Source organism: Nostoc sp. KVJ20 (assembly GCF_001712795.1).
Lineage (GTDB): Bacteria > Cyanobacteriota > Cyanobacteriia > Cyanobacteriales > Nostocaceae > Nostoc.
The window spans coordinates 12,691-33,687 of the sequence record NZ_KV757635.1; the positions used below are offsets into that span (position 1 = coordinate 12,691).

A 20,997-nucleotide genomic window follows, 5' to 3' on the forward strand; every position below is an offset into this window, starting at 1 on the left:
AGTAACGCACGAATATGACCTATGCTGTCAATTAAAGAACTTTTGTAGTTTGTGACCTAAATAAGTGCAAAAATATCATAATTGTGTATAGAATTAATCAATTGAAACAAGTAAGTGTATTTTTAAAAACACTAAGTTGTTGACGGTTGGTATTGACTGTCAACCCTCAACTAGTAACGGTCAATATATTTCTATGCTTCCGTCAGTATTCAAAACCTGCATTCCTAGAGAAGAAATTTTAGAGGGAGAACTCTCTTCTGATTTATTTGCCGCTAAGTTACGGCTAGTTGTCGAAGGACTTGCGCCCCAAGTCTACCAAGATCCCACAGCCTTTTTCGCCAATACATTTGCCACCGATGGTTTGAAAACTTTAATCTCTGAAGTGTTTGGGCGGTTGGTAGGTGCTGCTGTCGGCTCCCCCATTATTCGACTGGAAACCAGCTTTGGTGGTGGTAAAACCCATGATGAAATTGCTTTGTGGCACATTGCCAAAAATGGGCGGGACATTTCTGGACTAGACCGTTTTGTTGACCTAAATTTAATTCCAGACCGACCGATTCAAGCAGCTGCGATCGCTTGCCAAGACCTTGATCCAGTTAACGGTGTTTACCATGCGGACACTGGCGTTACCACTTATACCCTTTGGGGAGAAATTGCCTATCAAATTAATGGTGTAGCAGGTTATAGCCTGCTTAAAGGTTCTGACGAACAGCGAGTCAGTCCAGGCACAGTAGTTTTAGAAAGGATAATCCAAGGGCAACCCACAGTCATTATCATCGATGAAATTGCCTCATACCTGAGAAAAGCCAAGGCTACTCTAGTTGGTAACAGCAACTTAGCTGGACAGGTAGTTGCTTTTTTATTCGCCCTCATGGATTTAGCAGCATCTTGTAATAATTTAGTATTTGTTTACACGCTGGCTTCCTCCACTGATAGTTTTGGCGAAGAAACCACCGAAATCCGGGAAACGATTTCCGCTACTGCTAGGCAAGAGCGGATCATTAAACCCAGCACTGATATTGAAATTTACAATATAGTTAAGCAGCGAGTATTCGCCAGTATTGAAGCTAACGCTGCTAATAATGCTTCAAAAGAATATTTACAAACTTATAAAGCTAGTCGGATTAATTTACCAGATGGTTGCAAAGATGCACGCTATGCCGACAGTATTGAGCAGAGTTATCCCTTCCACCCAGAATTATTTAACCTGCTGACTAAAAAGATTGCCTCGATCCCAAACTTCCAACGCACCAGAGGCGCTTTGCGGTTATTTGCTAGAGTTATACGTTATCTATGGGACGATACTAGTGGATGGATACCGCTAATTCATTCTCACCACATTCCTGTTGGTATTGAAGAGGAAATCACCAGCGATTTAACAGCCCGTTTGGAACGTCCTTTGATGCGGATTACGATCCAAGCAGACATTTACAACAAAGATGGTAGAGAAGCACACGCTCAGTTACAAGATGCAGTATGGATTGCTGCTGGTAAACCTCCCTTTTCAACCTGGGTAGCCCGGACTATTTTTTTGCATTCCATTACTCAAGGTATATCTGCGGGTATTCGTCGCGCCGAATTAAATCTATCTTTGTTGACACCAGGGCTAGAAATTGGCTTTGTTGATACTGCTTTAGAAAAACTGAGTGAAGTTGCTTGGTACTTGGAAAATGATCCAATGACAACTTTGGCTCGTTTCAAGGAAGAACCATCAATCAATAAAATTATTGCTGAAGAAAAAGCCCAAGTTGGAATTACCGAGGCAAAGGATGATTTACGAAGTCGCCGCGATACCATTTTTGCTGATAAATTTTTCAAACTAGTTCCTGCACCGGAATCACCAGCAGAAGTGGATGATGTGTCGGATAGCATCGCCCTGTGTTTAATTGACTTTAGCGAGGCGACTATTTCTGTAACCACTGAAGGGCCACCGCCAATGGTGGAGAAAATTTTTAATGAAACAGGTGAGTCAGGTAAGTTTCGCACATTTAGAAATCGTTTATTGTTTTTAGTTGCAAACAAGCAAGAATTAGAACGAGCGATTGACAACGCTAGGGAGTTCCGCGCCATTCAGAATATTCTAAATTCTCCCAATCGCTTGCAAGATTTATCAGAAAATCAGCAAAAGCAACTCAAAGATAAAAAAGGTTCTCTTGATTTAGGGGTGAGGGTATCTTTAACCAATGCCTACCGCCACTTATTTTACCCCGCTAATGACCCCGTAAAAGCTGCTAAAGGCTTAATGCACTATACTCTTTCTGCACAAGATTCTAGCGATATCAAGGGCAAAAATAATCAACAAGATGTCATTTTAAAAGCACTAAAAGATTGTCAAAAAATCCGTGCTGAAGAATTACCCCCTTATGCACCTGCTTACATTTTGCAGAAGGTGTGGCCGTCTGGGTTAAACCATTGGACAACTAAAGCATTGAAAGAGGCTTTTGCCAAAGACCTGAGTTTAAATATATTTGTCGAAGCTGAGTTATCCAAGCTGCGATTAACTATCCGCCAGGGGTTGCAGACTGGTAATTGGGATATGAAGGTTGGTGAAAAGCTGTTTATAAAAACCGATGACGGTAAATTTACTTTGCCCGACTCTATAGAATTTTCTGAGAGGATAGAACTCTACCGCCGGGGAATTCTGGAACCACCAAAACCGCGAGAAATTGAACTGAATGCTCAAGTCTTGTCCAGTACAGAATCGGTAAAACCTGTGCGGATACGGTGGAAAGCATCGGGGGCTTTGACGATTAAGCTGTATCAGGATGGGAATTTGGTTACAGGGGAGTTTCGCCCTAGTGATGAACATGAAACAGCGATCGCTAAAACCACAACTTTCAAAATTGTAGCTGACTACGGCAATGGCGAAGTAGAGGAAAGGGAAACCCAAGCCAAGATATTGGCTTATGGTGCTGGAACACCCAGTACACCAAGCGCAGGCGAAGATGGGAACGATTCGTGGGATGATTCACCTCTATTTAAAGCCAAACCGGAAGAATTTGATTTGGAGGGAACACTCGATCGGGTGTTTAATGAATTAGGCGATCGCATCCAAGATAATCAAGTTCAGGGTATCCAGTCGTTGGAAATCTCCGTTGGGCAAGTAATGGACTACCGCAAGTTGATGACGGCTTTCCCTATGTTGATCAAGCTACCCTTGCAAATCGACCAAACGGCAACTATTACTGTTAATGAACAGTTTATCAGGTTAGAGTATCAAGGGCCAGTTAAAGGATTTCAGAGTTTTCAGGGGGCTGTTAACACTTTGCTAAGTAGCCCGGATGTAAAAGCTGACGTTTCGCTGAAGCTCGTATTTGAATTTTCATCTCCAGTGCAACCAAACGGCGCAGAAATCAGTAATATCAAACAAGCCCTGAATCGTAATCCGGTTGACAGGCTGAATTTGACGGCTAAAGTGACTTACTAAAGATGCAAGAGTTTCAACTGCGAGTGGTTCCCACAGATAATAATAACTTTGCCCTTGAGTTGTATCAATGTGCTTATAAAAAAGCCGGTGAAAAAAAGCGTCCTTCTGCCAAACGCATTGGGCGTTTAAAGGGCAATGCTTTAATTCAGGTGAAACAGGCAATTTATGATTCTTTGAAGGCGAATAATTATGACCCCAAAACCTTAAGTCACAATCGCCAAACTCCTTATGTTTTGAATGAGGAATCAGGAATAAATCTGGCATTACTGTTTCAGACTTTGCAACCGCTTTCTAAAATAGAACGGATTGCGAATATTGCCCAAGGGATTAGAGCTATGAGTTATGAAGAATCGCACTACTGGTTTGCCAAGATTAGCAATGGGAAACGTAATCAGGCTTTGAAAGCGATTCGCGTATTGCTTGGTGATTAGCTGCAACTGGGGATAGCACTGATCAGACGGCTACATATCCGCAGAGACTGAAAGAAATTTATACTATAGTGAAGAAAGTTAAATTCTGGGATGATCTGGAGAAGCAGCAGACGTTTGAAGCGTTATTAGATCAGTTAGAACACTTTCTTTAGCTTATGTCTAAAAATTTTATGCCCGGAAATTGTCTGTGCGAGTAGTTCGGGTCTTGATAATCAGTAGCTAGAATTGAAAGAAGATAGTTAAGTAGAGGAGGTGCTAATTGTCGCTTACGGAGTTGTCTGCTTGGTTTCAGTACTTAGATAAAGATAAGTCGCCCTATAATCCTACTGTAGGTGACTTAATTACAGTGGAAAAATTCTGGGACAAGAAATCCAGTAAATACAATTTACCAGATTGGCGAAAAGAACAATGGCAAATAAGCTCTGCTTTAGTACCAGTTAACCAGTTGGATAACGCCGCTACGATCATTAAGTCACCATCCGACTTAAAATTTGACACAGGCTGGAATTTTCAGGATCAATTCAATTTTGGTGATTACAGCAATTATGGAGATATTGATTTATATCCATTAGTTTTGTTAATAAAACATCCAATTACCAAAGAATTTAACGTTGAACTCAGTCGTGATTTTTTTACTTACCATGCCCTGCAAAAAGACAATAATTCTCAATATTATCATCCCGTAGATAATATTCTTGTGGCTGAAGCTATCCTAGATCCTCATCAATATTACGATTCAACTGCTAGTGTAACCGTTCATCGTCATTATTTACGTGATTTCTTAGCAGCACTAAATATGGGATTACTTATCTGTGTAGTAGCTGACAGATTTGCAAATGCTACAACAGAAGAAGAACTTGGGCTAGAGGAAATAGAAGACAAGCAAGTAGACGATTTTAACAGTATTTCAACGAGTATACACAAACCTGAATTTACTGATGATGGTTTTTTCCGTGGGCGCTCTATTCTTCAGCGTAATTTTATTATTCGTCCTTATGACCAACCAATTTTTGAACGTAGTCCTTGGTGCTTTTTTGGAAAAACGCCAATAGAGGAAACAGAGTATCCTAGATTCATTGTGAATAGTGAAGCGAAAAAGCAAATCTTACCTCAAAATACTTACATTGGAAATTATATTGAGCAAGGTATTGGACAATATGGGTACTTACATTTCCGCCCAGAAGTTTTGCAAAAATATCTACAAACCCCTGGATATAACGTATTTTTTCACATGCGAAATTGGGGAGTAGCTTCCTTACCAGGTGACAGAGGTACAATTGATGTAGGCATCAACTCCCAAGGATTGGTTAATGCCTTTGCTCCCGACATAGCTGATCTTAACCCTTCAGAACAAGCCTATTGGTCATCGTTTTCGTCTATACCGAGCGGTGATATCTGTGAAGAAATGTTCCAGACCAGAATGCAAAACAATCCACCTCATTCACCGGGAACAACGGAATTAATTGAAGAGGCGCTCTTTCAACTTGATACTATTTTTCAAAAGCAATTCTCTGTTCCACTTTTTAACGATATTAAACCAGATCAGAAAAATTTAAACAGCTTAAGTATAGGAGTATTTAGCAGTCAGTATAACGATGTTCTGGAACTTGCTAAAATTCTTTACGGATGGGTTATTGAAACTATGCAGATTGGCTCCCTCCGTGATGCGTTAACGGCTTTAGGCAAACCAATAGACAACAAGCTAAGACAAATAAAGCTGTTGGAAAACATATTGATGGCTAAGGGAATAGACCAAGCTCAAGCTCGATCAATAACTGCCCCCTTAGTTGCTTTAAATGAGCTTCGTGGTGGTTCAGCACACATCGGTAATCCTGACTTAGAAAATTGTTTTCGATTAATGGGCGAATCAACAATTCCTCAAACGCCTAGAAAAGGCTGGAATTTATGTGTTGATGCTGTGGTATCCTGCTTAAATTCAATAATAAGTGCCTTCGCTTTGTAACCAGTGGCTTGCTTACCTAACTTCAGCTCCAACAAAATGCGATCGCGTAAAATTTCAAGTTCTGCAACAGACAATCCAACAAACTGTTTTGCGATGGGCTGCGTCCCGCTTTTGGCGATGGTCTCCGACCGACCGGAGGTCATCGCGGTATCAAATGTTTGATGAAACTCGCTCTGCCGTGTAATACGTGTAATACTTGGTTGAGGTTCGTTTTCCCTCTGATGTCAGCTAGGCTATATTTACCCCAACTGCTACACATTTGGCATTCGGCAGGGGAGACGATAGCGATCGCCCTTGGCGCGACGACTGCGAGAACTGCTGCTACAATCCAAACAATCATCGTTGGCACGCGGCTCCACATTGATAATGCTGCGTTCTCGCGCAAACCTTAATTGATGGCACAGTTGGACTTCTGGTTGATAAAGTCCTGTGAACATCATCATAAAATCGTTCACAGCTTGCTCGGCAGACTTAACATTGAGTGCAATGACGCTGGGTTGAGCGATATGTTCATCCTCAACATACCGTTGAGTTCGCCGTTCTTCTTCACTCAATGCTTCTTGTTGTAACCTACCAGCCGGAATTAATTCATGGCAGTGGAGACAACCACCATAAGCATAAGGAAGTACGGGTCGAGTAGCAGTGAAAATATCTCCAACTTGCCTAGTTTGCTTATCAACAGGAACCTTAGCACCAATCTGAATTCCTGGAATCAGATACTGATGCACTAGGGCGTTGAAAACTAGACGGCTTTGCATCGAGTCCGCTGCCAAGAACAAGAAATCGGCATCTACTAGTAACTTTGCGATCGCTTCATCGACGATATTTCCCACAACCGCATCATAGCGGATGGAGGGATTAGCAAGTTTTGCAACCCGGCGGGCGACATGGACTTTATAAGCAGCCAGTCGTTTGCCGAGTTTTTGCAACCACGGAATCGGCTGTTTAGTTAACCAAGTCATTGCATCCCAAGGATTTGTGCCAACAATTCGGGGTCGATTAGTTAATTCAATGCGGTCAAAGTCGATAGCGACGATATGTCCAACTCCCAAGTGGGACAACCATTCATTGATTAGCGAACCTCCGCCGCCAAGTCCGATGATTCCCACCTTTAAATTGGCGAAAATTTCTTGTCCGACATCGCCAAACAAGCGTGCGTGGCGGTCGTACATGGGATTGGCGGCACACAGTCGGGGTTGGGGCGCAGGATAAAGTCGCCGAATATGCGAACCGATGACGGTCATGTGGTCGAGTTGGAAGCGACCAGAGGGAGTCCAGATATCTCCTGCTACGGCGTTTTTGGCAAATACTAGTGCCCCCACCGGGCCGCCACGAGTAATATCGAGCAGCGCCGGATACCCTCGTTCGTGGGATGCCATATCATCAGCAGAGAAACAAACTTCATCTCTACCACCATGACAGTGTACGGCGAAGTAGCAGAGATTCTGTTCTGCACAGTAACCTGATATCTCAGCTACAAACTTTGCAGTTAAAGCACGGTAGCCGCGAGTACCAGGTACATAGTCAATCCTGTCTTGCGCTAGAAAAACTTCACGCGCCAGCAGGCAGATACCGCGAGGGGTTTCTACAATACCTGCTGCAATCACCGCGCCATGTTCATCACCATCACCAGGAAAAAGATGGCGATCAAGCTTTTGATAAAGTGGCTGATCAATTCTGAATTCAATAGATTTGTTCATCGGCTTCTCAACCACGTAAGAACCTTAGTTAATTTGGATGTAGCCGTATCAATAGCTGGATTCAATCGATTGGAACGCCTCGATACTTGGATTGCAGGCTGATTTCGCCAATTAGCTGAGGAGAACCCATCACCTTGAACTAAACCATCAACCCGACGTAACCCTGAATCTATATAGTGCGGGTAGACATCTGCATAGGGATACTGAAAGGAAATTGCAAAGCCTACCCAACTGCTGGAAGGCACATACTGTTCACCAATCAGTAGTTTATGGACAATGACGTTTGCGCCACCCTGCGCTTCAGCTTCCACTTCGACGGAATGTCCTGGAAAGGCTTGCTGAATTTCTGCGATCGCCTGTTCAACTTCAGGTGTCATTGGTATCCCCTCCCTATGAGTTGTCATCGGGTGCAGTGGCGCGGAACTTTTGCCCTTCGTGCAGGGTAACGGTTTCGCAGTCTCCAATTTGCTTGAGGGGAGAATTGCCTTTGACCTCAAACAGTACAAAATCTTCCTGAATCGCTACGCCCTGTTTGATGGCAGTTTGCTTGATTTCCAAGCCCGTAGCCTTATGCTCTGAGAAGGTTACAGGGCGTTCATTGACAATAACAGTAATTATTTTTGGTTTTTTGGAGATGGATTCGGTATCTTTTGCAGCATCAATTTGCATGGGAATACTCCTTATGTATTGAATTGAACTTTTGAGTACTGATTGTCTAAGGATGACATTTTGCCGTAAAAATACTGAAGCAGCTTAATTATCCTATTGGTGTTGAATTATCTTCCTATTTCAGGAGGATAACTTTTACTACAAGGAAACGTCAACAGCAAAAGGAAGCAATATCCTATAAAAGGATAGTTAAGTAGATGAGGATAGTCGCAAAAATTACAAAACACATGAGTTTGATGGAGTACATCGGAGGACAAATCCGAAATTTACGTGTGAGTTATGGAGGAGGTAAGGGGTTGTCCCAAGAAGCGCTTGCTAAGGAATTGGGAAATACTGCGAACACAATTTCTCGCTGGGAAACTGCCACTTATCGCCCAACCATTGAAGACCTTGAACGCCTTGCGCGGTTCTTTGGAGTGTCAATTTTGACTTTTTTCCCGCCAGAGGAAGCTCCAGCTAACGACCAACTCACTGCATTGTTACGCGCAGCTAAACAGTTGTCTCCTGAAGACCTAGAGGAATTAAGCAAATACGCAGAATTTCGTAAAGCTCGAAGTTTTCAGAAGCAGTCGAAACCAGGGCGCAAGAGGAAAAAACAGGATGAAGCAGACTGATTATGAGTACTACGAGGAGATGAAAGCCCTTGCACGCAAAATTAGGACAGAGCATGGCTTGAATACTCCACGGGTACAACGGTCACATATACGTGCTATCTACAAGAAATACGACATTCAATTTGATTTATGGCCTGTAAAAGGTGCGCCCCCCACAGTAAAACTCAAAAGTTTGCGGGGGGCTTTCTTTAACGATGAACACGGTGTAACTATTATGGTTAACCGCTTTCTTCCTGACGCACCTGCAATTTTTACAATGGGTCATGAATTAAAGCATTTTTTGGTTGATCGTGACTATAAAGCTTTATGGTGTGGTGATGACAATGTAAATGACAAAATTGAAATTGGTGCTGAAGTGTTTGCTGCTGAACTGATGTTTCCAGAAAAAGACTTTGAAGATTTATTAGTTCAAATGGGGGTCAAAAAGGGGGAATGTAATCCAGAGATTTTAGTTAAGCTCAAGCACGCAACTAAGACGACACTTTCCTATGCAGGGTTGGTTAAGAAAGCAGAATTTCTTGGGTTTGCTCCAAAAGGCTCTTTTAACAGAGTCAAATGGCAGCAACTTGAGGAGCAGATGGGTATACCTGTTTTCAAGCGGATAAAACGTCCACAGAAGCAGACAAAGGAGCTAACCTGGTAATTTAGTAAAAGATTTGCTAATACTGGTTAGTGTTTTATCTAGCACTATTAATGTATGACCGACTCAACCCTCAAACGCCTATCCGTCTTTATCGAAAAAATAATAATCGTGCAAGTGCTGAACAAGCAAGTTAGTTTTGAATATGAGGAAAAGCCTTTTAAAGGATTACATGGCTGGTATTCGCGTAAGCCTTTGTCATTATAAATCAGGAGGTAAAGTATATGAAAATTGACGTGCGTAATGCTGTTGTAGCTGCTAAAGAATATTTTGAAGGTATACAGGATATGATAGGCAATTCTATCGATAATATCTTGCTTGAAGAAATAGAATTGTCAGAGAATAAAAGGTTTTGGTATGTAACATTAGGTTTTAATCGCCCTGTAACTAAGACTGAAAGGACACTTCTCTCTGATGTTATTTCTTTAGGTACTAAATATGAACGCGAGTATAAAATATTTACCATAGATGCCGAAACAGGGGAAGTAAAATCGATGAAAATTCGTGAGGTATGAAAGATTATATTAGCTCGTTGTTTAAAACTTATAAACAAAAAGGAATTTTAATTGACACAAATATTTTACTGCTTTGGTTTGTTGGAACTGTAAATCGAAATCGAATATCACAATTTAATCGGACTGAAAAGTTTTTACCGGAAGATTATGATTTGCTCGTGAGTATTTTGTCGTATTTCTCAAAAATTGTTACAACTCCTAATGTGCTGACTGAAGTGAATAGTCTGGTTAACCAGATTGGTGAACCAGAACGTTCTCAATGTTACTCTGTATTTGCTCAAGCGATGACTGCATTAGATGAATTTTATATTGAAAGTGTCAATGCTGTTCAGCTAGATAATTTTACTAAATATGGGCTGACTGACTGTGGAATTGTGACTTTAGCAAAAAATAAATATTTAGTGCTTACAGATGATTTCAAGTTAGCTAATTATCTGCAAAAAGTAGGTATTGATACAATTAATTTTAATAATATTCGGACTTATGGTTGGTAATAAAAATGTCTGACTCAACTTCTAAACGCCCTGCTGTATTTATTGAAAAAATGATGCCTGTACAGGTATTAAACGAGCAAGTTAATTTTGAACACGGGGGAAATCCATTTAAAGGATTACATCGCTGGTATTCGCGTAAGCCATTATCTTTTAGTCGTGCCAGTGTGTTGGCTTCATTATTACCAGCAGATATCACAATGCAAGAGTTTGAATATTTGCTGGGGTTAGTACCGGGGAAGGAGGTAAAGCTATATAAAACGCCGCCTAATTCTGTGCAAATTAAGAAGGTGCAGGATTATTGTGAGAAGGTTTGGGGAACTCGCACACCGACTGTTTTAGATGCTTTTGCAGGTGGTGGAAGTATACCTTTTGAGGCGGCGAGATATGGGTTAAATGTGCTGGCTTCTGATTTAAATCCTGTGGCGGTGGTGACGATGAAGGCGGCGATGGAATATCCGCTAAAGTTTGGCCCAGATTTGCAGCAGGATATTGATAAATGGGTGAAGTGGGTAGGCGATGAAGCCCAGAAAAGGTTAGCTGAATTTTTCCCTTCTTTACCTGGGGAAACTGTGCAGAATTATTTATGGGTGCATACTGTTGTTTGTCCGAGTTGTGAGTCTGTTGTTCCGTTGAGTCCGAATTGGTGGTTATATAAACGCCCGGAAAAGCAGAATTTACATAAATGGTGCGCTATCAAGCCAATTCCTAATCCTGAAAATAAGCGGGTTGATTTTGAATTGGTTAGGGGCAGGAAGGGGAAGGGAACAACAATTGAAACTGCTGATGGAGAATACGATCCAGATACTAAAATCACTATTAGTAGAGGTGTAGGCAGATGCCCTAATTGTGGAAATGTAATTGATAATCAAATTATTATGCAAGCTGCTAAAAATAAGCAGATGAGTTGTAAATTATATGCAATTGCTTCTAAAACAGGACAGGGAAGCCTATCCCTTAGAATCCCAACAGAATTAGATAATGATGGTGTTAATAAAGCAGAAGCGTTTTTCAAAGCTCATTTATATAATTGGCAACAAAAAAATGTTTTACCTGACGAGGTAATACCAGAAGGAAAAGATTTTGATGAACAAATAAGAATATTTTGTCCAAATTGGATAGATATGTTTAATCAGCGCCAGCTTTTGACACTGGTAACTTATGTAGAACTTATCAATGAAGCAAAGGAACTGATTCAAGCGGAATATTCTTTAGAGAGAGCGCTAGGAATTATTACTTATTTAGCTTTAGTTTTAGATCGTTGTATTGATGCAAATTGTAGATTATGTATTTGGGATGCATCGAGAGTCAGTTCAAAAAAAGCATCTACACAACATTCATTAAATTTGATGTGGAATTATCCAGAAATTAATGGTGCAGGTGATTTGTGGAATTTATGTGTAGATATGTTTGCCTCTGATTATAAAAATCTTTGCTCATTACTTGGAACTAAATTCGGTACAGTAGAAAACGTAGGGATTGAAATACACGAGCCAAAATTCATTCAAATTAATTCAGCATCAGCCGATAATTTAACTCACATCCCCGATAAATCCGTAGATGCAGTCATCACCGACCCACCTTACTACGCCACAATTCAATACGCTGAACTCTCAGATTTTTTCTACGTGTGGCTAAAACGCACCCTCGGCGACATCTTCCCCGAATTATTCTACCTAGAACTCACCGACAAAGAACGCGAAGCCGTCGCCAACCCTTCACGCTTTAAAGGGATGGGTAGACCTGCTACTGATACCACTGAAGCAATTACACCTGAAAAACTCGCCAACCAAGACTATGAAGCAAAAATGGCGATGGCGTTTGCCGAATATCACCGCGTCCTCCGCGACGACGGCGTGATGACAGTACAATTCAACCACAAAGACTCAGGCGCGTGGGATGTCTTAGCCAAATCCCTGATCAATGCTGGTTTCGAGATCACCGCATCATGGGCTGTCAGTACCGAAAACCCACAAAACTTGCACCAAGCGCAGAAAAATGCAGTTTCCAGCACCGTGCTTTTAGTGTGCCGCAAACGTGACCCCAACGCTAAACAAGCTTGGTGGGATGATGTGCGTATCAAGGTGCGAAATATCGTCTTTAAAGAAGCACCAGAGCTAGAAAAATGTTTAACAGGAGATTCTCGTTCTGCACCTGATAAAGTAGCAAATCCCTATCCTGCGGTCAATGAAGAAGAAGCAAAAGATAACACACGCCGCATTAAACCCCCTGGTATTAACTTGTGTTTAAGTGCTTTTGGTTGTGCTTTGAGAGAGTTTACTAAATACAGTTCCGTCCTCGACAGTGCAGGTAATCCAGTTGAACCCAAAGCAGCATTTGAAGAAGTACGCCAAGCAGTAGTCGAATACCGATTACAAAACTTATTAAAAGGTAAAGACTTCAACGGTATCGACCCTTTAACCCAATGGTACATCTTGGCATGGGATACCTTTGAAGCGCGAGAATTCCCCTTCGATGAAGCCAGACAACTGGCTTTAGCAGTCGGTGGTTTTGATGTTTCCGATTTAGTCAAAAAACACAAACTACTCGATTCTGGAAGCGGTTACTGTAAATTACTCACCCCGCAACAACGCTTGAAAAAACGCGCCTTCTCCGTCACCGATACTGAATTTTCTGCCAGATATTTGGTTGATGGACTCCATGCCATTATCGCTCTTTACCAAGAGGAAGAAAATACAGAACCAGTCCGCAGATTTATGAAAAATACAGGCTTAGTTAGCAACGATTTATTTATGCGGACATTTGAAGTAGCGTTGAAAGTAATTCCGCGCATTGGTGATGAAAAGAAACGCCTGACTGAAGAAAAAGCCTTATTAGATTTGTGGTTGGCTATGGATGAAATCAAAGCCAAAGTCTCTTATGTGCAACCTGAGATACCATTTAATGAAGGAGGACAATTGGATTTATTCTGATAATTCCGAACCCGCCCAAACAATAACTAATCAATTAGAGTTTTTTTAAGGAAACTAAACCATTGTCTTGAAAATCTATTTCTGGATGATATCCTGCCATGAGAGAAGTTCCAAGTATTGGTTTATAACCAGCAGATAAAACTGGAACTAATATCTCTATACCGTCCCATACAATTGTTGCCAAATGTATAGACAATAAAGCTTGACTACCGTATTTTAGTTAAAATTTAGATAAGAAGAGTGAAAAACGTTGTATTTATAGCAGAGCTACTACAAAAATTAAAAGCTTATGACAAAAAGCAATATTAGGCAGCAAATTTTAGAACAGTTGGAAACGTTACCCCCAGAACAGGTAAAAACTCTCCTGTTAACATGGCTGACTAGTTCATCAGGGGATTTAGAAGATTTTGAACAGTTAGTGACAAATCAAGCTATTCAAACCACAGAAGAATCATTTGAGTACGGTGAGATAGACGCAGCATTAAATTTTCAACCTCTTACTGAAGCCCAAATGGTTCAGCAAAGTCAATCCGCTCTCGAAGCGTACCGTAGCACAGGTTCAGGAGTGGCGCATGACCGTGTGCGCGAATGGGCAGACAGTTTAGGAACTGAACAAGAACGCCCATGTCCCAGATAGTTTGGACACAAAGTGCAATTGACGACTTAAATCGTCATTACGATTTTATCAAACTTAATAATCCTGATGCAGCAGCACAGGCAGTACAAGCAATTGTCTCTTCAGGCGAGAGTTTACCAGCAGAATCCTCGTCGAGGCGCAATTGTAGATGAAATAGCAGGGCTACGAAAACTTTTAGTTTCTTTTGGTAAATACGGTTTTATAATTCACTACGTTATTCTTGAGGATGATGTTGTTATTTTACGTGTCTATCACGGGCGAGAAAATCGACCTCGTTAGTATTAATTTTCAAAGGATATAAACAACCGCATAATATGCCGAAAATTTTACGTGAATATCCCTGGAAAATTAGTTACACCAGCAACACCCACAACACCATCACTGATTTCTACATTCCTGCTTTGGAGTGTGCCATTCAATATGACCGGAAAGCAGGTTTTTTTAGCAGTGCCATTTTAAGTAAAGTTGCACGGGGTTTAGGTGCAATGCTGCACAACAAAGGGCAAATACGGTTAATCATGGGTTGTCAGTTTAGCCCCCAAGATTTACAAGCAATTCAACAGGGATACGAACTACGAGACGCATTGCTATCTCGTCTAGACGCGGACTTAAAACCACCAGAAAGTTTTGCCCAACTCAAACACTTAGAAATTCTCAGTTGGTTGATTCAAAACCAGTATCTCGATATTAAAATTGCTATTCCTCTCAAAGAAAATGGACTACCAGAAGATAGTACACAGCAACTAGACCCACAGCATATATTTCACGAAAAAGTTGGCATTTTTACTGATAGCAAGGGCGAGAAATTAGCATTTAACGGTTCCAATAACGAATCTATCGGTGGCTGGGAGAGGAATGTAGAATCCTTTCACGTTTATTGTTCTTGGGAGGGAGGAAGGGAACTAGATAGAGTTGAAGAAGAAGTAGTGAGATTTGAGCAACTTTGGTATGACGTATCGCCTAACGTGCGAGTTTTTGAAGTTCCAGAAGCGGTACAGAAAAAGCTGTTGCGTTACGCAAAATCTACTAAACCTGATTGGAATGCTCAAGCTGAATTTGACTCTAGACCTCTAACAAAAATAGAATTAACTGAACCAGAAGCACAACCAGAACCGGAATTAAAACTAGACTCTTCAGCTATTTCTACAGAAGTAAGAGAAGAAGAACGATTGGCATTTACTCAACTTGCCAATATTCATGAACATCCCGGCTGCTTGGACTTTTGTTTAAAATCAATTCCCATTCACCCCTGGCCACACCAAATAAAAATCCTGCGTCGCGTTGCTCAAAATTTTCCCCAAAGTTTTCTCATCGCTGATGAAGTTGGTTTAGGTAAGACAATTGAAACTGGTTTAATTCTCCGTTATCTGCTGTTGTCCAAAAAAGTGAAGCGGGTACTGATTTTAGCACCTGCTAGCGTTCAACCCCAATGGCAAGAAGAACTACGGGAAAAATTTAATCTGCATTTTTGGAGTTACACATCTACAGAATTTAAAGACCCCTACAAGCGGGCTATCCCCGCAGCAGCTAATCCCTGGAATACTCAAGATTTAATCTTGGCTTCTTCTCATTTGGTGCGGAGAACTGACAGAATGCAGCAGCTACTATCAGCAGAACCTTGGGATTTAGTAATCTTAGACGAAGCCCATCACGCACGCCGCAAAAGTCCCCAAGACCGCAAGGAAACACCCAATCGCTTGTTACAGTTAATGACACAGTTGAAGGAGAATACTAAATCCCTGATTCTTTTGTCAGCAACTCCCATGCAAATTGATGCCATAGAAGTTTTTGACTTGTTAAACCTGCTGGGATTGCAGGGGCATTGGAGTTATGGCGATAACTTCTGCTATTATTTCGCCTCGCTACAAGGTGCTGTCAAGCAGGAAGTAATTAATTTTTGGCAAGTCATGTCTAGCGATTATTTTCAGCGCGGCGGACAACCAAGTTCTAGATTAGAGCAGTTTTTGACCAAGAGCGATCGCATTCTTGCTTACAAAATGCAGGATACTTGGCAACGGGGAAAGAAAATCTCTAATCACAAACAACTATTGGCAGATGAGGACTTTATCGACACCTCACGCCAATACTTGACAGTGAACACGCCCTTAAAAGACTTGATGTTCCGCCACACCCGCGACACTCTCCGACAATACTATAAAAGGGGACTGCTAGAGCGGGATATTCCTACTAGAGTTGTGCAGGATAACGCTATTACGCTGGAACCACAACGGGAAGTACCGCTTTATGTAGCTGTCAGCAACTATGTACGCCACTTTTACCGACTGGCACAAATAGATCAGCGTTCTTGTTTGGGTTTTTTGATGACCCTTTACCGCAAACGTTTGACCAGTTCATTTTATGCCATCAAGTCATCTCTGCAACGTCGTTTGGATTATTTGTTAACTCAACGGGGAAGCGTTTTAAGTGACGACGATTTAGTGGATGTGGATAATGAGGATGATGCAGTAATTGCTGGGCTGGAATCTTTCTTTGAACCAGTAGACCCCCAGGAAATTCAATATCTTGAAGAATTACTACGCCAATTTGAAAACACTGGGGAAGATAGTAAGCTTTCTCGCTTTATTCAGATTTTACGCCAAGAATTAACTGACCGAGAAAGTGCGATCGTTTTCACCCAGTACACAGATACGATGGATTATCTACGGGATACATTGAAGGAGTTGTACGGTAGCCAAGTAGCTTGTTATTCAGGTCGTGGTGGGGAATTGTACCAGAATGGGGAGTGGTGCTTGGTTCCCAAGGAAGAAATTAAACGCCGATTTCGCCAAGATGAAATTAAAATTCTCCTCTGTACTGAATCTGCTTCTGAGGGGTTGAATTTACAAAATTGCGGCGTGTTGATTAATTATGATATGCCTTGGAATCCGATGCGGGTCGAACAGCGTATTGGCAGAATTGACCGCATTGGACAAAGGTATCCGACTGTGCGAATTCATAATTTTTACTATGATGGCACTGTAGAAGCAAAAGTTTATCGAAAATTGCGCGATCGCATAAACGCTTTTGCCACTGTTGTTGGTAATCTTCAGCCAATTCTAGCTCAAGTCCCTACCTTTATTGAACGGGCTGTTATGAGTGCTGATCCAGAAGAAGAGGATGTTTTAATGTCTCAATTCGATTCTGTATTAGACAGTCCACCACCTCGTTTAGCAATTGAAGAAATGGTAGCGATGGACTTAGACGCTGATTTAGCGGAAATTCAAAAACCAATCCCCTCTACTCCTTTTACGTCAGAAGCAATTGAGCAGTTATTCATATCTTCAGCAATTTTAAAAGCTAGTGGTGTGCAGTTTGAGAGAAAGAGCGAACGTACTTGGCAACTGAATTACAAAGGGCAGAATTACACAGTTACTTTTTACCCTAGTGTTTTTGATGAAATGCCTTCACTACGTTTAATGAATTTTGGCGATCCCTTGTTTGAAGAACTTTTAACCTGTCAGCTTTCTTTCTTCGATTAGAGCTTCCGCTGCTCTAGTCATGCCCCAGGGCAGTTTTTTTGTAGGTAGGCAAAATACAGTTTGTGCCCACTGCCAACAATCGAGTTACACATGCAGTGCGTTGTTTACTCGCTGTAACCAGAATATTGCGTTACAGTCCGTAAAAGCGTTAACCTCAAGTGTAGCAAGCATAAACCCTGATCCTCAGTAAAATTCCTAGCACAGGCATTTAAGCAATGACAAAGATTCAGCAGATTTGGCAGCGTTGGATTCCTGGACTCCTTGAAAAAGCAGTAAAGCGTGGAGAAACAGTGGAGTCGGGAGCAGAAGTTACTAAAGCTGCTTTGGAATTTGCGATCGCTCTGGGCGTGCTAGCGAGTGTACCATCAGCACCAGTAGTTGCGGCAGGATTGTCTTTTGTCAGTATTGGTCGGAAAGGCTTGGAATTGCTACACGAAAAAACCAGCCAGGAATTTAACGTAGAAGAATGGGTAGCGATCGCTTTTCCTTTGGCTTACATACAAAGCTTTGATACTTTAGTTCTAAGAAATGACTGGTTACAGGAAAAAATCGGTGCTGGGATATCCGGGCAAGGGGTCAGGCAACAATTTGAGCAGTTAGGGGAACTGCAATTAAATGAGAGTTTAGCTGATGAAGTATTGAAAGATTTTCCAGGATCTACGTTAGGGCAAGCTTTAAATAATCAGTTATCTAATTACCTACAAAAAGCTGGAATTGAACATCATATTGCTTCAATAATAACAGGATGGGTAGCGTGGTCAACTTTTCAAGATGTAGAATCGCTTTTATTATATGAACCAGAAAGTGTACGCCAAGCTTTAAGTTTCAAGATATCTGCGGCAAGAGAAATAAGACTTAACGAAAAATATACAAGTATTGAGTTTTACTTAAAAGAGCAAATATCACCAAATCCAAGTAATTCACTTTTACTGGAACGGTGGAAAGTAATAGATGAAGAGTTTACATTTCCTCACATCTATGTGCCTTTAGAAGCCCATCTCCTAGATAGTAATGGAAAGTTCCAGGAAAAAGTAGACCTTGTTAATCTAGAGAATTGGGCGAAGGAACATTTGACAAGCCTAGATAAAAATAACCAAGTTATGTTTATTCAAGCAGGGCCAGGTCGAGGTAAGAGTGTGTTTTGCCGAATGTTTGCCAATTGGGTAAGAGAACACCTTCACCCCATTTGGACACCAATATTAATACGACTGCGAGATATAGATACTTTTGAAGCGAATATTGAAAATACTCTTCGTGCTGCTGTTAGGCAAAATTTTACTAGCAGTGATCATTGGTTAGGTGATCGCAATATACGTTATTTCTTTATACTAGATGGTTTTGATGAATTACGGTTTGAAGGTAGAACCTCTAAAGGAATTGAAAGCTTTCTCAAGCAAATAGGTAGTTATCAAGTAGGATGTAAGCATCGGTTTTTAATAACTGGTAGAGAATCGGCTTTACAAGGGATAGAGCATTTTGTACCTACTAATTTAGAACGGATAGAAATTGCTTTAATGAGTGATCAGCTACAAGAGCAGTGGTTATCAAATTGGGGAAAATTAGTAGGGCAAGATAAGGCTGAGGAATTTAGGAAGTTTTTGGGGGCAAAGACTTGTCCAAAGCGTGTACAAGAATTAGCAAGAGAACCGCTATTACTGTACTTGTTAGCAGCGATGCACCGGGATAACAATTTAAACATTTCCATGTTTAAAGATAGTAGCGGCGCTCAAGCTAAAATATTGATTTATCAAACTACCTTGGACTGGGTATTGACAAAGCAGCGCCCAAAAGACCTCAATACTACTATTACAAAATTTGACACAGAAGATTTGAGATTGATTTTGAGAGAAGCTGGATTATGTATTACCCAATCTGGTAGGGAGTGGACTTCAATTGAAACAATAGAGTCACGCCTTAAAGGTGATAAAGCTATAGAAAAGATGCTCTCAGAAGCTCAACAACGTTTGGGCGAAAATCCTCTAAGGAATGCGTTAGCAGCATTTTACTTACGGCCTGCAAAAGCTTCAGAAAAAGCAGAGGGTGCTGTAGAATTTATTCATAAAAGTTTTGGTGAGTTTTTATGCGCTCAGAGATTCATACAAAGTTTTAATAAGTGGACGCGGATAGACCCAGACAGCAGACGCGAAGATTTTTGGATTACAGATAAGCAGTTATCTGAGGAAATTTATGACTTATTTAGTTATGGGGGGTTGACTACGGAAATCGTAGATTACTTGATAGCTTTAATTGATGATGCTAAGGAAAAATTTCAACTTCAGAGTTTATTTAAGCGTTTAGAAGAATTCTATCTAGATTGGATTCAAGGAAAGTTTATTAATGAATCTTCTAAAAACCTACCTTTAGCTCAAATGCAGAAATTGCAAAAGCAAGGACTATCAATTGGCTTACGAGAAGTTGATATATTTACTGGGCTAAATATAATGATTCTTCTCTTAGAATTACACCGTTATGCTCAGACTCAAGATGAACTAAAGGATAATATTGTCTTTTATCCTTGCGGTAAAAAAGACAGCGATAATTTTGATGAGCAGCGATTGTTGCGTATCATAAGTTACAGCAACAGCGTTAGTTTAAGTACTTTTTCGTTGACTATTGGTTATTTTCTCTCACGCGCTAACCTCGATGGCGCTAACCTCGATGGTGCTAACCTCTCACGCGCTAACCTCTCACGCGCTAACCTCTCACGCGCTAACCTCTCAATCGCTAACCTCTCAATCGCTAACCTCTCACGCGCTAACCTCTCACGCGCTAACCTCGATGGCGCTAACCTCGATGGCGCTAACCTCGATGGCGTTAACCTCGATGGCGCTAACCTCTTGGGCGCTAACCTCTTGGGCGCTAACCTCTCACGCGCTAACCTCGATGGCGCTAACCTCTTGGGCGCTAACCTCTTGGGCGCTAACCTCGATGGCGCTAACCTCGTCAATATTATTTGGGATGAGCATACAAACTGGGATAATGTGAAAAGACTAAATACAGCACGAAACGTACCTGAAAGCTTGCTTTCCAAACTAAACCCAACCGCCCACCCCTCGTCCCCGCAAGACACTCCACCCTCAGCCTGACCCCACCGCCGCCAACCCCGGCAGCAGCCTCTGATAGAACTCCTGCTGCAACCCCGACAAAACCGCCAGCACCCCAAACTCCGACCAATCGCCTAAATCTTCGTCATGCAGAGATACCTGGTAGTAGCCGCAGCACAAGCGATCGCACTTCACAGGATAACCCAGTGCATGACATTTCTCGATCAGCGACGATACCAAAGGTGGATATGTAATGGGGTGATTTGTCTTGCCTTGGATAAGGGTTAATTTTAGTTGGTCAGCCCCAACTTCGCCGCCCCAAAGCTCTTGCAGTATCTCCTCAGCAACTTGATATTGATGACAGAAATCCCCAGTCTTTTCAAAGCAGCATAGGGTTATATCTTGTGGATTTTCTTTCTGTTTTCTCACCCACAATTGAATTAGTTGCTGACGA

At 41.5% G+C, this 20,997-nt stretch carries 18 protein-coding genes and 1 pseudogene; 14 read left to right on the forward strand and 5 right to left on the reverse strand.

Annotated elements, in window-relative coordinates; genetic code table 11:
* The first annotated feature begins 193 nt into the window (after nucleotides 1–193).
* From A4S05_RS19520 to A4S05_RS19530, 3 genes are all read left to right on the forward strand, one after another.
* Nucleotides 194–3,427: an ATP-binding protein gene (locus tag A4S05_RS19520; protein WP_069071459.1), complete on the forward strand. Its 3,234-nt coding sequence runs from the start codon at nucleotides 194–196 to the stop codon at nucleotides 3,425–3,427.
* 2 nt (nucleotides 3,428–3,429) lie between these two features.
* Complete coding sequence (locus A4S05_RS19525) at nucleotides 3,430–3,858, forward strand: DUF7680 family protein (protein WP_015130210.1); 429 nt, start codon at nucleotides 3,430–3,432, stop codon at nucleotides 3,856–3,858.
* Nucleotides 3,859–4,117: 259 nt separating this feature from the next.
* Nucleotides 4,118–5,821: a hypothetical protein gene (locus A4S05_RS19530; RefSeq protein WP_141699757.1), complete on the forward strand. Its 1,704-nt coding sequence runs from the start codon at nucleotides 4,118–4,120 to the stop codon at nucleotides 5,819–5,821.
* A gap of 251 nt (nucleotides 5,822–6,072) precedes the next feature.
* Here the strand turns inward: A4S05_RS19530 and A4S05_RS19535 are convergent, their stop codons facing one another.
* The 3 genes from A4S05_RS19535 to A4S05_RS19545 are packed head-to-tail and all read right to left on the reverse strand — an operon-like array spanning nucleotide 6,073 to nucleotide 8,190.
* A complete protein-coding gene (locus tag A4S05_RS19535) occupies nucleotides 6,073–7,521 on the reverse strand; it encodes a ThiF family adenylyltransferase (RefSeq protein WP_069071461.1) in 1,449 nt (482 codons plus the stop codon).
* On the reverse strand, nucleotides 7,518–7,898 hold the full coding sequence (locus A4S05_RS19540) for a hypothetical protein (protein WP_069071462.1): 381 nt from the start codon (nucleotides 7,896–7,898) through the stop codon (nucleotides 7,518–7,520). Before A4S05_RS19540 ends, A4S05_RS19535 begins: the two co-directional genes overlap by 4 nt.
* A 13-nt stretch (nucleotides 7,899–7,911) precedes the next feature.
* Nucleotides 7,912–8,190, reverse strand: a complete 279-nt coding sequence (locus A4S05_RS19545) for a multiubiquitin domain-containing protein (protein WP_069071463.1) — start codon at nucleotides 8,188–8,190, stop codon at nucleotides 7,912–7,914.
* 227 nt (nucleotides 8,191–8,417) lie between these two features.
* On the opposite strand from A4S05_RS19545, the gene A4S05_RS19550 reads away from it, so the two are divergent.
* From A4S05_RS19550 to A4S05_RS19570, 6 genes are read left to right on the forward strand one after another with little or no spacing between them, the layout of a single operon-like run.
* The gene (locus A4S05_RS19550) at nucleotides 8,418–8,804 is read left to right on the forward strand and encodes a helix-turn-helix domain-containing protein (RefSeq protein WP_069071464.1); all 387 of its coding nucleotides are present in this window, start codon (nucleotides 8,418–8,420) and stop codon (nucleotides 8,802–8,804) included.
* Nucleotides 8,791–9,447 (forward strand): ImmA/IrrE family metallo-endopeptidase, encoded by a 657-nt coding sequence (locus A4S05_RS19555; protein WP_069071465.1) that lies wholly within the window; start codon nucleotides 8,791–8,793, stop codon nucleotides 9,445–9,447. Before A4S05_RS19550 ends, A4S05_RS19555 begins: the two co-directional genes overlap by 14 nt.
* Nucleotides 9,448–9,501: 54 nt before the next feature.
* On the forward strand, nucleotides 9,502–9,651 hold the full coding sequence (locus tag A4S05_RS41765) for a hypothetical protein (RefSeq protein WP_159402665.1): 150 nt from the start codon (nucleotides 9,502–9,504) through the stop codon (nucleotides 9,649–9,651).
* Between the two features lie 17 nt (nucleotides 9,652–9,668).
* Entirely contained in the window at nucleotides 9,669–9,959 is a 291-nt protein-coding gene (locus A4S05_RS19560; protein ID WP_069071466.1) for a hypothetical protein, read from the forward strand.
* Nucleotides 9,956–10,453: a PIN domain-containing protein gene (locus tag A4S05_RS19565; RefSeq protein ID WP_069071467.1), complete on the forward strand. Its 498-nt coding sequence runs from the start codon at nucleotides 9,956–9,958 to the stop codon at nucleotides 10,451–10,453. Before A4S05_RS19560 ends, A4S05_RS19565 begins: the two co-directional genes overlap by 4 nt.
* Before the next feature lie 5 nt (nucleotides 10,454–10,458).
* Nucleotides 10,459–13,383 (forward strand): DUF1156 domain-containing protein, encoded by a 2,925-nt coding sequence (locus A4S05_RS19570; protein WP_069071468.1) that lies wholly within the window; start codon nucleotides 10,459–10,461, stop codon nucleotides 13,381–13,383.
* A gap of 34 nt (nucleotides 13,384–13,417) precedes the next feature.
* On the opposite strand, the gene A4S05_RS40415 is transcribed toward A4S05_RS19570, so the two are convergent.
* Complete coding sequence (locus tag A4S05_RS40415; protein WP_176727047.1) at nucleotides 13,418–13,567, reverse strand: pepsin/retropepsin-like aspartic protease family protein; 150 nt, start codon at nucleotides 13,565–13,567, stop codon at nucleotides 13,418–13,420.
* A gap of 105 nt (nucleotides 13,568–13,672) precedes the next feature.
* Here A4S05_RS40415 and A4S05_RS19575 point away from each other — a divergent pair, with 105 nt between their 5' ends.
* The 5 genes and pseudogenes from A4S05_RS19575 to A4S05_RS19590 all read left to right on the forward strand — a co-directional run bounded on the left by A4S05_RS19575 (nucleotide 13,673) and on the right by A4S05_RS19590 (nucleotide 20,585).
* A complete protein-coding gene (locus tag A4S05_RS19575; RefSeq protein ID WP_069071469.1) occupies nucleotides 13,673–14,020 on the forward strand; it encodes a hypothetical protein in 348 nt (115 codons plus the stop codon).
* Nucleotides 14,008–14,055: pseudogene (locus A4S05_RS43420) on the forward strand (type II toxin-antitoxin system RelE/ParE family toxin); the annotation flags it as partial. The gene A4S05_RS19575 and the pseudogene A4S05_RS43420, both read left to right, overlap by 13 nt.
* Nucleotides 14,056–14,086: 31 nt before the next feature.
* The gene (locus A4S05_RS19580) at nucleotides 14,087–14,299 is read left to right on the forward strand and encodes a type II toxin-antitoxin system RelE/ParE family toxin (RefSeq protein WP_256091039.1); all 213 of its coding nucleotides are present in this window, start codon (nucleotides 14,087–14,089) and stop codon (nucleotides 14,297–14,299) included.
* A 35-nt stretch (nucleotides 14,300–14,334) separates the two neighbouring features.
* A complete protein-coding gene (locus tag A4S05_RS19585) occupies nucleotides 14,335–17,499 on the forward strand; it encodes a DEAD/DEAH box helicase (protein WP_069071470.1) in 3,165 nt (1,054 codons plus the stop codon).
* Nucleotides 17,500–17,714: 215 nt separating this feature from the next.
* Entirely contained in the window at nucleotides 17,715–20,585 is a 2,871-nt protein-coding gene (locus tag A4S05_RS19590; protein ID WP_069071471.1) for an NACHT domain-containing protein, read from the forward strand.
* Here A4S05_RS19590 and A4S05_RS41770 read toward each other — a convergent pair.
* Nucleotides 20,577–20,972, reverse strand: a complete 396-nt coding sequence (locus tag A4S05_RS41770; RefSeq protein ID WP_176727048.1) for a hypothetical protein — start codon at nucleotides 20,970–20,972, stop codon at nucleotides 20,577–20,579. The two genes, A4S05_RS19590 and A4S05_RS41770, sit on opposite strands and share 9 nt — an antisense overlap.
* Between the last annotated feature and the right edge of the window lie 25 nt (nucleotides 20,973–20,997).

What these genes read in the sequence shown, in the direction of transcription:
- A4S05_RS19570 (WP_069071468.1), top strand. Translation starts at nt 10,459, where the DNA reads ATGTCTGACTCAACTTCTAAACGCCCTGCTGTATTTATTGAAAAAATG.
- A4S05_RS19545 (WP_069071463.1), bottom strand. Translation starts at nt 8,190, where the DNA reads ATGCAAATTGATGCTGCAAAAGATACCGAATCCATCTCCAAAAAACCA.
- A4S05_RS19580 (WP_256091039.1), top strand. Translation starts at nt 14,087, where the DNA reads ATGCAGCAGCACAGGCAGTACAAGCAATTGTCTCTTCAGGCGAGAGTT.
- A4S05_RS19555 (WP_069071465.1), top strand. Translation starts at nt 8,791, where the DNA reads ATGAAGCAGACTGATTATGAGTACTACGAGGAGATGAAAGCCCTTGCA.
- A4S05_RS19535 (WP_069071461.1), bottom strand. Translation starts at nt 7,521, where the DNA reads ATGAACAAATCTATTGAATTCAGAATTGATCAGCCACTTTATCAAAAG.
- A4S05_RS19550 (WP_069071464.1), top strand. Translation starts at nt 8,418, where the DNA reads ATGAGTTTGATGGAGTACATCGGAGGACAAATCCGAAATTTACGTGTG.
- A4S05_RS19565 (WP_069071467.1), top strand. Translation starts at nt 9,956, where the DNA reads ATGAAAGATTATATTAGCTCGTTGTTTAAAACTTATAAACAAAAAGGA.
- A4S05_RS19525 (WP_015130210.1), top strand. Translation starts at nt 3,430, where the DNA reads ATGCAAGAGTTTCAACTGCGAGTGGTTCCCACAGATAATAATAACTTT.
- A4S05_RS19575 (WP_069071469.1), top strand. Translation starts at nt 13,673, where the DNA reads ATGACAAAAAGCAATATTAGGCAGCAAATTTTAGAACAGTTGGAAACG.
- A4S05_RS19520 (WP_069071459.1), top strand. Translation starts at nt 194, where the DNA reads ATGCTTCCGTCAGTATTCAAAACCTGCATTCCTAGAGAAGAAATTTTA.
- A4S05_RS19560 (WP_069071466.1), top strand. Translation starts at nt 9,669, where the DNA reads ATGAAAATTGACGTGCGTAATGCTGTTGTAGCTGCTAAAGAATATTTT.
- A4S05_RS19540 (WP_069071462.1), bottom strand. Translation starts at nt 7,898, where the DNA reads ATGACACCTGAAGTTGAACAGGCGATCGCAGAAATTCAGCAAGCCTTT.
- A4S05_RS19585 (WP_069071470.1), top strand. Translation starts at nt 14,335, where the DNA reads ATGCCGAAAATTTTACGTGAATATCCCTGGAAAATTAGTTACACCAGC.
- A4S05_RS19590 (WP_069071471.1), top strand. Translation starts at nt 17,715, where the DNA reads ATGACAAAGATTCAGCAGATTTGGCAGCGTTGGATTCCTGGACTCCTT.
- A4S05_RS41765 (WP_159402665.1), top strand. Translation starts at nt 9,502, where the DNA reads ATGACCGACTCAACCCTCAAACGCCTATCCGTCTTTATCGAAAAAATA.